8 protein-coding genes and 2 pseudogenes are annotated in these 10,910 nt (G+C 64.5%); 6 read left to right on the forward strand and 4 right to left on the reverse strand.

Annotated features, from left to right (window positions below):
* Positions 1-502 (reverse strand): hypothetical protein (locus VGF12_RS09240; RefSeq protein WP_331175746.1); only part of this gene is annotated, 502 nt, incomplete at its 3' end.
* A gap of 60 nt (positions 503-562) precedes the next feature.
* Positions 563-988, reverse strand: coding sequence for a DUF4279 domain-containing protein (locus VGF12_RS09245; RefSeq protein WP_331175747.1), 426 nt, complete (start codon positions 986-988; stop codon positions 563-565).
* Positions 989-1,922: 934 nt separating this feature from the next.
* On the opposite strand from VGF12_RS09245, the pseudogene VGF12_RS09250 reads away from it, so the two are divergent.
* The 3 genes and pseudogenes from VGF12_RS09250 to VGF12_RS09260 all read left to right on the forward strand — a co-directional run.
* Positions 1,923-2,249 (forward strand): annotated as a pseudogene (locus tag VGF12_RS09250) (phage integrase N-terminal SAM-like domain-containing protein); the annotation flags it as partial.
* 11 nt (positions 2,250-2,260) lie between these two features.
* Positions 2,261-2,825 (forward strand): annotated as a pseudogene (locus VGF12_RS09255) (IS66 family transposase); the annotation flags it as partial.
* 49 nt (positions 2,826-2,874) lie between these two features.
* Entirely contained in the window at positions 2,875-3,465 is a 591-nt protein-coding gene (locus VGF12_RS09260; protein WP_331175748.1) for a hypothetical protein, read from the forward strand.
* Between the two features lie 87 nt (positions 3,466-3,552).
* On the opposite strand, the gene VGF12_RS09265 is transcribed toward VGF12_RS09260, so the two are convergent.
* Complete coding sequence (locus VGF12_RS09265; protein ID WP_331175749.1) at positions 3,553-4,203, reverse strand: zinc-finger-containing protein; 651 nt, start codon at positions 4,201-4,203, stop codon at positions 3,553-3,555.
* A gap of 21 nt (positions 4,204-4,224) precedes the next feature.
* On the reverse strand, positions 4,225-5,190 hold the full coding sequence (locus tag VGF12_RS09270; protein WP_331175750.1) for an SOS response-associated peptidase family protein: 966 nt from the start codon (positions 5,188-5,190) through the stop codon (positions 4,225-4,227).
* A 196-nt stretch (positions 5,191-5,386) separates the two neighbouring features.
* Here VGF12_RS09270 and imuA point away from each other — a divergent pair, with 196 nt between their 5' ends.
* From imuA to VGF12_RS09285, 3 genes are read left to right on the forward strand one after another with little or no spacing between them, the layout of a single operon-like run.
* Positions 5,387-6,289: a translesion DNA synthesis-associated protein ImuA gene (imuA, locus tag VGF12_RS09275; protein ID WP_331175751.1), complete on the forward strand. Its 903-nt coding sequence runs from the start codon at positions 5,387-5,389 to the stop codon at positions 6,287-6,289.
* The gene (locus VGF12_RS09280) at positions 6,213-7,541 is read left to right on the forward strand and encodes a DNA polymerase Y family protein (RefSeq protein WP_331175752.1); all 1,329 of its coding nucleotides are present in this window, start codon (positions 6,213-6,215) and stop codon (positions 7,539-7,541) included. Before imuA ends, VGF12_RS09280 begins: the two co-directional genes overlap by 77 nt.
* Positions 7,525-10,647: an error-prone DNA polymerase gene (locus tag VGF12_RS09285; RefSeq protein ID WP_331175753.1), complete on the forward strand. Its 3,123-nt coding sequence runs from the start codon at positions 7,525-7,527 to the stop codon at positions 10,645-10,647. The genes VGF12_RS09280 and VGF12_RS09285 overlap by 17 nt, the downstream gene beginning before the upstream one ends.
* Positions 10,648-10,910: the final 263 nt, after the last annotated feature.

A 10,910-nucleotide genomic window follows, 5' to 3' on the forward strand; every position in this document is an offset into this window, starting at 1 on the left:
GCGATTCAGGCACTGAATCCAGTGTTCGCCTTGGGTCTTCCTGGAAAAACGGAACAATCTCCGCCGCCGCTTGGTCTGTCGGTTGTGGTTTGCGCATGGTCGCTTCACCTTCTGACCGATTCATCCCCACCTTCGCTTGCCGCGCGTGACGGGCCATGGCGGCAATGGCGAGTACCAACAACAGCAACCACAAAAACGCAAGCAGCCAGCCCTGCCTCGAACTTGCACTCGCACCCCTCACGCTCAATGCGACGGTCAGGACAATATTGCACAACCCAAAAAGCGGTGCGACCGCACAGATCCAAAGGCTGATCAATGGGGAAGAGCGAATCGCAGCAATTGCAGAAAGTGGCAACGCAAACAGAACGATTGGCGTAAGGAAGATTGCCGCATCTGCTGGCCCAACCTTACCAAGAGACGCAACGCCACCCGAGAGCGTTGAAGTGAATCGCCAGAAAATGAAGCCGACGATGAGGGCGCTGACGAGACTGAATGTACGCACGTTGACGATGCCTAATGTTCAAATTCAGCGATCGGCGAAGCCATCCGCTGCATTGCAAGGTTAGCCAGCATTCTGCCCGCCCCAAATGGTCATATGAACATCGACTCCGAGCGATGCGAGCTCCCGCTGGAAGCTGGGCGTCAACTCCACCAGCGCCGCACCAGAGACGCTGATGAAGCAAACCAGCACGAGGTTGCATCCCACTTCTTGGAGCGAACGAATCTCGGCGGTTCGCGGTTTAAGGAGATCAACCCAGACTTGAAGCTCCGGTGTAAACGGGTCATCCTCGTCCCGGCCGGACAAGTGCTTTTTCCAGCCGCCCCATTCGTACAGGTCGCTACCAACTCGCTTGGCATCCCCGCGACGCCAACTGCTATCGGGCTCTATACCGAGCGCAGCGGTTACGTCCGACGGGTTGAGGTCGTTGCCCGTGACAACTAGACTGACGCTGCTTGCGAACTCGCGATTGGATGGGTTCTCGGCCATGCTGGCTAACGTTCAATCTCAGCTTCGGTGAAAGGCCGTCGGCTGGAGCGCAGGGTTAGAAGGCTGCTGGCAAGTTTGGCGCCACGATCCCCCTGACCCATGGTGAGTCTCAGCCTCAAGCAGGAAGCTGGAACCACATTGAGTGCAGCTGAAGTGATAGCGCATGAAGTCAGGCCAAGGTTGGCCAGGCTGAAGTTGCAGGAAGGATGGCTGCCCGATGAGTTCGCGATCAGATTCGAAGGACTCGTACTTCAGGATGCCTTGCACAGTCGACGCGCGAGCGTGTGCAACGACTCGCTCCAACAGAGATGGCGAACAGATATCAACCGTGGGCTGAAAGTCTTCACATGCGGTGCAGCGCATCGGGACTGCCTTTTAACGTGACAGCTCGGCCACGGCCGTAGGCCGTCGGCTGGAGCGCCCCCCGGTTAGGGCGAGATGGACTACCAAAGCACTGGCCCCTGATGAGGCTGAGGAACGCCTGACTTGCACGCCAGGGGATTGGTGCCTAGGTACCAACCGACTGCGGCAAAAGCCGGCACCACCGCAACTACGACGATGTTGCCGAAGCTCCAATACAGAACCACCGCAAGTGCTAGGCCGACCAGGGCTGCCACGACTATGAACCGGGCAAGGCGCCAGGGTGCGGCCTGTGGCAACGGACGCTCATGCGATGCGCTTCGCATTGGCGGCAGCTCATGAGGCGGGTAGAACGGCATTGAAAACCCTAACGTGTTGTAGACCGCAGGTCGGCGCGGCCTATCACGGCAACCCGCGCAGTAACGGGTCGCCCCGCGTGCATGCCAAGTGCTTGTCGATCCTGGACTTCATCCCATTTGACTGTTCATTCATACAGCACTAAATTTCACGTCAAAAGCCGCGTCCGTTACATACTTGCTTGGCAGGTTCGCGGCACCGCCAAGTGGCGACTGCCATGCTGCCTGCCGGCGTGCGTCCAGCCATCCCTCGCGCGGCTTTGCGCCCGAGCACTCCGGCCAATTTACCGCCGTTGCGTGCCGTTAGGCTGCTTGACCAGTTGCGTGAGCGCGTTCGGATGTTGCACTACAGCAGGCCTACCGAGCAGGCGTACTTGTACTGGTCTCGGGCCTTCATCCGGTTCCACGGCCTGCACCATTTGGCGGAGATGGGCGGCCCCCAGGTTGAGGCCTTCCTGACCTATCTGGCGTCCGACCGTGGGCTGTCGCCGTCCAGCCATCGCAAGGCTTTGTCTGCGCTCCTGCTTCTTTACGGCAAGGTGCTGGGACTGCAACTGAGCAGGGCGTGACGGAGGTCGGTTGCATGGCGCACGCGCGGCGCAAGTTCCATGAACTCTGGGCCAACCAGGTAGCCAGGTCGGCGAGCAGGCGCTGAAGTTCTTCGGCCAACTCTACGAGGTCGAGCGAACCACCGCCAATGCCCACACTGCTCGGCTTGAAGCCCGGCAGGCTGCAAGGCCACTGGCCGGCGCCCTGCACCAGTGGCTGCGACAGCAATGCCAACTCGTGCCCGACGGTTCAGCCACCGCGCGCGCCATCGACTACAGCCTCAAGCGTTGGGTGGCGCTGACGCGCTACCTCGACGACGGCGATCTATCCCTGGACACAACTGGGTGGAGAACCGCATCAGCCCCATTGCGCTCGGGCGGCGGAACTGGCTATTCGCAGGCAGCCTGCGCGCGGGCAAGCGGGCTGCGGCAGCGATGAGCCTCATCCACTCGGCCAGGCTCAACGGGCTTGATCCCTACGCCTACCTTCGCGAAGTCCTGGAGCGGCTGCCGAGCCAGCCTGCCTACCGCCTCGGAGAACTTCTACCGCATCGCTGGGCACCAACAGCGTGAACGCCGCCCGGCCATCGCTGTCACGTCGCCTCAGGGATTGAAGGGATGCTTGGCCTGGACGGCCTGCTACAACATGGTCCCAACGCTGCGACAGCGCCAGGCCATGTTCGTCAATCCCGCCTTCGGCATCCTTACCTCGCTGCTAAGCGGGGTGGGGGCCTGCTTGTGCCTGGTCTGCCTGGTCTGCCTGGTCTGCCTGGACGGCCGGCCATGGCTGTCACACGCGGAAATGGCGGCGCGACAGGAACAGCAGGTGCGGATGTGGCACGCCGAGGCACAAAGCGCGGTGCTCGGTATCGTGCCTACCAGCATGCGAGCGTGCGGCTTCGTTGCACTGGGCGCTGATCGCATCGCGGCGCTGAAATGCGTTGAACACGCTGAAAGGCATCACCTGCCTTACTGGGTGGCGTCGGAGGCGCAAGGCATCGACTCCCACGTATGGGTAGTCGTCTTGAAGGACGCAGACGGCGCCTCGCAGCTAATTCTGGATTCGTACGGCTGGGAGACCAGCGCCTCCCGCCGGCCACGCTTCGGCGTGACGGCCTTGCCTTGCGAGGCGGTCGAAGTCCACGCGGCGGTACAGGTAAAGGACTCGGACGGCTTTGCTATGTACCAACCGGCCTTCGACTGCAGGCGGTAGCCGCTGCATAGGCTTTCAGATTTCAAGGTAACTTTGGCGGACGAATACGTGGCAACAGCCCACGCAGATCGGAATTTCCGCCCCCGATCAGTCCAGCGCCAGCGCTCCGAATCGCTCCCACACGGCTTGGTTTACCCGAGAGCAATCCTCCAGCTTCAACAAGCCGATCCTGCATTCCTCGCGTGGCATGTTCAGCGTCAGAGCCAGCCATTCGTACGCCTCAAGTTTGCTCATCAGCTCCTGTTCCCAGATCGGATCGAACGCCCTGTGCGCCGCGACGCGTGCGGCGCGCAGCGCTTCATCGGCCAGCTCGCCAAACGGCTCGTCAGAGTTCTTCTTGCAGCCCACCCAGGCATCACAGCCCCAGCAAACCCAGAACTGCCGTTCCGCGAGGTCCTTGCGGTCCGGGTACACGTCGAGGCCGCCGTACAGGGCCGCATGCCTGCCGCAGTAGTCGCAAATCACCACCCGATCAGAACGTCGAGCCAAAGGAGCTGACACGGGGCGCCCCTGCGCTTCACGGGTGCGTTTCAGATAGTCCAGCAGGCTGGCAAGGCTGCTGCCGTCTGCAGGGCCTTCGGGGCCGTCAATGACGGTCTTCCAGGTTTGGGTGCCTGGCCAGAAGTCGACCCGGTCATCGAGCCGCAGGCGCATGCCGCCGTCCAGCAAGACGACATTGCCGTCGCCAAAAGACCCCAGGCCCATCTGACCGGCTGCACCTTTCATCGGCTTGCTCATGCGGTTGCCCCTTTCGCTGCGCTAAGCAGCGAGACGATGCTCGTAGTAGGCCGGCGCGCGGTCATCAAAGATCTCGTACAGCGCCTTGAGGTTCTTCGGATCGGGGTTCAGCCAGGCGTCCACATGCTCCGGCTTGATGCGGATGATCATGCGGTCGTGCCCGGCATCCCGGACCTCGGGCGGGGGCTCGTCGGTGATGGCCGCAAAGGACAGCAAGTCCGGCTCGCCGTCCTTTGTCCAGTGCGACCACAGGCAGGCGATGTACATGAGCTCCGGTGGATTGGGCTGGAACTGCAGGATCACGTTCTCGGGCTTCTCGCCCGGCTCTAGCGAGCGATGCTCCATGTCGTGGCGCTTGACGTTCTCGTAGAAGGTGTCTACCAGCAGGATGCCGTGGGTGTAGCCGAACTGCCCCTTCCAGAACCGCTCCAGGTTGTCCCGGCGCGCGTTGTAGGTGCCGGGGTATTCAATGTCGTACGCCGCCGGCCGTCCGGCAGGCCGGCATTGGTAGCGCATCGGCAGCACGACGCGCTGGCCATCGCGGACGACCATCACCGGCGCATACACGCCCGGGAAGATGCGCGAGTCCCGGTCGAGCAGATCCGTTCTGCGCAGGTCCTCAAGGTCCAGCCGTGCCTTGGAAATCTTCGAGGGCGCAATGCGCAGGCTGTCCAGCACGGTCTTGGCCGGCTTGGGGTTGGTTTGCGCGATGCGCTCGGCGTCGGCCAGGCGCTTGCGCTGCGTGAACAACTCCTTCTCCAGCGCCATGGCCCGATCCGCCTTGAAGGACTCGATGAGGCGCTTGATCTCCTGCTCCTCGGGCGTGCTCGCCTCTCTTTCGAACGCAGCTTCCACAGCCTTCGGGATCTTCAGCTTGGCCTCCTGTCGGTTGAAGAAGAGCTGGACGAACTCCTTGATGCTGAGGTGGGCGCCGAACAGTCGGACGTAGTCGCGGTAATTGGCGCGGATCTGGGCTGAATAGCACATGGATGAACTGGCCCTGCTGATGGGGAGAGGGCGTTATCGCACATCGGTGGAAGGGTGGCGTGTGTGAAAGACGACCGCCCGCACCCCAGGTCGGTCGGCCACCTGATGGACTCATGGCGTCCCGTGGTGTACTGTATGCATGTACAGTATTCGAAGCAAATTCGAGGCCCCCTGATCTCGCTCACCTCACATCCGAATGCCTGCCAATCTGGTGCAGGAGGACTTGTTGTCCTCGCTGCCGAGTCCATCTGTTGCCCGCGAACTGTGCGATGCGGCCGTCGAGCCCATCGAGCTGGCATCGCCTGCACAGAACGCCGCCGGTCCTGGCTGTGAGCTGCCTGACGCGCTGATCGATTCGGTCTGGCGGGCAGACCAGTTGGGCCATTCAAGGACGTCTGCCGTCAGCACCGGCTTCGCAGCGTTGGACGCGGAGATCCCGGAGGGGGGCTGGCCCTGCGGCTGCCTGATCGAGATCCTGCAGCCTCAGCCGTCGGTGCAGGAGTGGCGCCTCATCGGGCCGTCACTGCGTCCGCTGCTCAAGGGCGGCCGTGCCGTCGTCGCCGTGGGCCCGCCCAAGCCGCTGCACCTGCCGGGCCTGCGACACCTCGGCATCGAAGAACAGCAATTGAGCTGGGTGGTTGCGAACGCGCCGTCGCAGCGGCTGTGGGCGACCGAGCAACTGCTCAGGGCCAACGCCGCTGCGGCCGTCGTGACCTGGATGCCGCAGGCCAGGCCCGAGCAATTGAGGCGCCTGCAGGTGCTGGCGCAGGCCTGCGAAGGGCTCGTCTTCGTCTGCAGGCCGCTGGTCGCCCGCCATGACCCGTCGCCTGCTCCTCTTCGCGTCGTGGCCCGACCCCTGGTGGACTGGCAGATCGAAGTTCAGATCGTCAAGCGCAAGGGGCCGGCCCAGGAGGTGGCGCTGCAATTGAGTTCTGTGCCTGGAGGCATCGAAAACGTCCTGACCGCTCGCACGCGCCGGCCCAGCGCATTGAAGTCCTCAAGCACGTCCAAGGAGAACCACGTTGTTGTGGGTCGTTCTGCTCACCTCGATCCCAGCCATCTCGCCCGCGAAGTCCTCGACCGCGTCGCCAGTCTCTGACGACCTGCGCGGCCTGGTGCTGTGGTCCCTGCAGTTCACGCCCCGCGTGGCTGTGGTGGAGGGCTGCGCCGTGGCGATGGAGGTGGAATCCAGCCTTCGGCTGTTCAAGGGTCTGGACGCGCTGAAGGAACGGGTCAGTGCCGAAGCGCCCGATCTGGGCGTCGTCGGCATCGGGTGGGCGCCCACGGCGATGGCCGCGCTGGTGATGGCGCGGTGCGGTGTGCTCGACCTCGGGCATCGCCTGCTGCAACCCGTGATGGACGAGCTGCCATTGGCCGCCTTGACCGCAGCTGTTGCCCATGCGGAGCCGCTGTCCTGTGCCGGCATCACCCAGCTCGGTGAACTGCGCCGCCTGCCACGCGCCCAGGTCAGCCGCCGCTTTGGGGCCGCGTTGCTTGCGGCGCTGGATCAGGTCTACGGGCTGCGCGTCGAGGTCTTCAAGTACGAAGGCATCCCGGAGGATTTTTCGGCGCGGATCGAGCTGCCGGCCCGCGAGGACCATGCACCCGCGCTGCTGATGTACGCCCGGCCCCTGCTGATGCAGATGTGCGGCTGGCTGGCGGCACGGCATGCGGGCGCGGTGGGGTTCCGGTTCCGGTGGATTCACGACTCGATGCGCGCCAAGGACGCCGGCGATGGTGGTGAAGTGACGATCCGCTCGGCCGAGCCGCTGCGAGACCTGGAGCACTTCGTGAGGCTGCTGGCCGAGCACCTGGCCAAGCTGGAGCTTCTGGCACCGGTGGGCGAGCTGCAGATCGATGCGGTCGGCGTCCAGGCGCTGACCGAGCAGAGTGCATCCCTGCTGCCGGAGAGCCTGGGTTCGGGGGAATCGCTGTACCTCGTGCTCGAACGCATCGCCGCTCGCCTGGGCCCGCGGAGCGTGTTGCAGCCGGTGCTGGTCGATGACCACCGCATGGAGTGGATGACCCATTGGACCCCGCTGGCCAAGCAAAAGAGGCGCACACCGGCACCGGTGCCTGAACAGCCGGAGCCGACATTTGTGCTGGAGAAGCCGCTGGAGCTGGCCGTCATCAACGACCGTCCGCACTACGAAGGCCCTTTGACGCTGCTGATCGGCCCGGACCGCGTTGAAGGCGGCTGGTGGGATCGACCGCCCGGCACTTCGGCGACGCGCAACGTGGTGCGGGACTACTGGATTGCCCAGTCCGACACCGCGGGGGTGCTGTCCATCTTCAACAGGCAGGATGCCGACGGCCGCACCGCGTGGTACCTCCATGGGCACTTCGCCTGACCGACCCGCGGCGGCGCTGCCGGACTATGCGGAGCTGAGGGTTCTCAGCAACTTCTCCTTCCTCAAGGGTGCCAGCTGGCCGGAGGAGCTCGTGCAGCGCGCCAAGGCCCTGGGCTATGCCGCCATCGCGATCACCGACGAGTGCTCGATGGCGGGCATCGTCCGCGCGCATGTCGCGGCCAAGGAATATGCGATCCGGCTGCTGGTCGGCAGCCAGTTCCAGGTGGACTGCACCTTCCCTCACACCCTTGTCGTCTACGCCTGCAACCTCAATGGCTACGGCAACCTGTGCCAACTGATCTCGAAGCTGCGGCGCAGCTCGGAGAAGGGGAAGTACTCGGCGACGCCCGATGACTTCGGGCCCCAGGACCTCGACGACTGCATCGTGGTCGCCTGCCCGGAGCGCCGTGCCAAACCGGAGGCGCTGATCGCACTGGCCCGCTGGCTGCTGAGCCGCTTCATGGGGCGGGTCTGGCTGGGGCTGGATCTGCTCAAGCTCAGCGATGACGAGGTGCGGCTGGCTCGCCTGCGCGAGGTCAGCGGCGAGACCGAGATTCCGCTGGTGGCCGTCGGCGACGTGACGATGCACGTGCGCAGCCGCAAGCCGCTGATGGACGTCATGACCGCGACCCGGCTGGGCAAGCCGCTGACCGAATGCGGCCGGGCGCTGGACCGCAATGCCGAGCGCCACCTGCGCACGCGCGGGCGGCTCGCCCGGACCTTCCCCGCCGATCTGATGGCGCAGACGCTCCAGGTGGCCGCACGCTGCGAGTTCTCGCTGGACGAGATCCGCTATCACTACCCTTCGGAAGTGGTGCCCGACGGTGAGACACCGGGCAGCTATCTGCGGCGCATCACCTATGAAGGGGCTGGGCGGCGCTGGCCGGTCGGCATCCCGGCCTCGGTCACCGAGCAGATCGAGCGCGAGCTGGCGCTGATCGCGGAAATGCACTACGAGCATTACTTCCTGACGGTGGCCGACATCGTGCAGTTCGCGCGCAGCCAGCACATCCTCTGCCAGGGGCGGGGCTCGGCCGCGAACTCGGTGGTGTGCTACTGCACCGGCGTGACCGAAGTCGACCCGGCCCGCATGAGCGTTCTGTTCGAGCGCTTCATGTCCAAGGAGCGCAATGAGCCTCCGGACATCGACATCGACTTCGAGCACGAGCGGCGTGAGGAGGTCATTCAGTACCTGTACGGCAAGTACACGCGTGACCGCGCGGCACTTGCCGCGGTGGTGATCTCCTACCGTGTCAAGAGCGCCATCAAGGATGTGGGCAAGGCGCTGGGGTTTGAGCTGGAAGCGCTGGAGCGCCTGGCCGGCTCTCACCAGTGGTGGGACGGCAACGCGATCGACGCCGACCGGCTTCGTGAGGCCGGTCTGGACACCGAGGATCTGGCGGTGCGCCAGTTGCTCGATCTGACACGGGACCTGATCGGCATGCCCCGGCATCTGTCGCAGCACCCCGGTGGCTTCGTGCTGACGCATGGCCCGCTGACGCGTCTTGTGCCCATCGAGAACGCCAGCATGCCGGACCGCACGGTCATCCAGTGGGACAAGGATGATCTGGATGCGGCGGGTTTGTTGAAAGTCGACGTGCTGGGCCTGGGCATGCTGACCGCCATACGCAAGGCGTTGGACTTCGTGAGCCAGGCCCGCGGCTTCGACTTCCAGATGCAGGACATCCCCGCCGAAGACCCAGCCACCTACGACATGATCTGCCGGGCCGACACCATCGGTGTGTTCCAGATCGAGTCTCGTGCCCAGCGGTCCATGCTGCCGCGCCTGCAGCCCCGCTGCTTCTATGACCTGGTCGTCGAGGTCGCCATCGTGAGGCCCGGGCCCATCCAGGGGCAGATGGTGCATCCCTATCTTCGGCGCCGGCAGGGGCAGGAGCCCGTGACCTATCCAAGCCGGGACCTGGAGGCCGTGCTCGGACGCACGCTGGGCGTGCCGCTGTTCCAGGAACAGGTCATGCAGGTGGCGATGGTGGCTGCCGGATATTCGGGTGGCGAGGCCGACCGGCTGCGCCGTGACATGGCGGCCTGGCGCCGCAAGGGCGGGCTGGAGCAGCACTACGGCAAGATCATCGAAGGCATGGCCGCTCGGGGCTACCAGCGCGAGTTCGCCGAGGCCATCTTCAACCAGATCAAGGGCTTCAGCGAATACGGCTTCCCGGAGAGCCATGCGGCCAGCTTTGCGTTGCTGGTCTATGCATCCTGCTGGCTGAAGCATCACCACCCCATGGAGTTCCTGGCAGCGATGGTGAATGCGCAGCCGCTGGGCTTTTATTCGCCGAGCCAACTGGTGCAGGACGCCAAGCGCCATGGCGTCACGGTGCTGGCGCCGGATGTGATGCTGAGCGACTGGGACTGCAAGCTGGAGCAGACGGGCACCGGGATGGCTGTGCGGCTGGGCTTGCGGTTAGTGAAGGGGCTGCAGGAGGCCTCGGCCCAGGCGATCTCGAAGGCACGCGAAGAGATGCCGTTCGAGAGCGCCGAGGATCTGTCGCTGCGCGCCGGGCTCAACCACCCGCAGATGACCGCGCTCGCGGCCGGTGACGCGTTGATGAGCCTGAGCGGCCACCGGCGACAGCAGGCCTGGGACGCCGCAGCCCTGCGTGCGGCGCCGCCGCTGCTGGAAGGCGCGCCTGTCAACGAGGACTACCTGGAACTGCCCGAGGCGCCCGAGGGCGAGGCCATCGTCAAGGACTACGAGTCGCTGGGGCTGACGCTCCGGCGCCATCCGCTGGCGCTGCTGCGGCCGCAGTTGCGGGAACGGCAGTTGATGACAGCCGCGGACCTGGAGGCCGCGCCCGATCGAAGGGCCGTGAGGGCGTGCGGCATCGTGACGACGCGCCAGCAGCCCGAGACCGCCAAGGGGACGATCTTTATTTCTCTGGAGGACGAGACTGGCGAGGTGCAAGTCATTGTGCACAAGGCCATCTGGGAACGGCAGCGTCAGGAGACGCTGAACTCAAGGCTGCTGGCGGTCAAGGGAACCTGGCAGCGGGCGGACGGCGTGAGCAATCTGATTGCCGGCCACCTGGAGGATCTGACGGCGTTGCTCGGAGGACTGAAGACGAAAAGGAGAGAGTTTCGATAACTCGTCGGGAGCCCTGGAGATTCAGATCTGCCACTGGAAGGGCACTCCACGGGCGGCCGCCAGCGAGTGCGGTCCTTGGCTTGACGAACACAGCGCCCTAAAGCGGCCTTTCAACGTTCGCGCTCAGCGGGCGGCGTAGCCATCCGCTGCAGAAAAAGTAAAAGCGCAGATAGCCGCGGCGATGTCTTGTCATGGCGAGCCGGCTAAATAGGCAAGCAGCGCCAGTGGCACCATGACCCCGAACACAAAAGAGACGGTTGCTT

It is taken from the genome of Roseateles sp. (assembly GCF_036404855.1).
GTDB lineage: Bacteria > Pseudomonadota > Gammaproteobacteria > Burkholderiales > Burkholderiaceae_C > Pelomonas.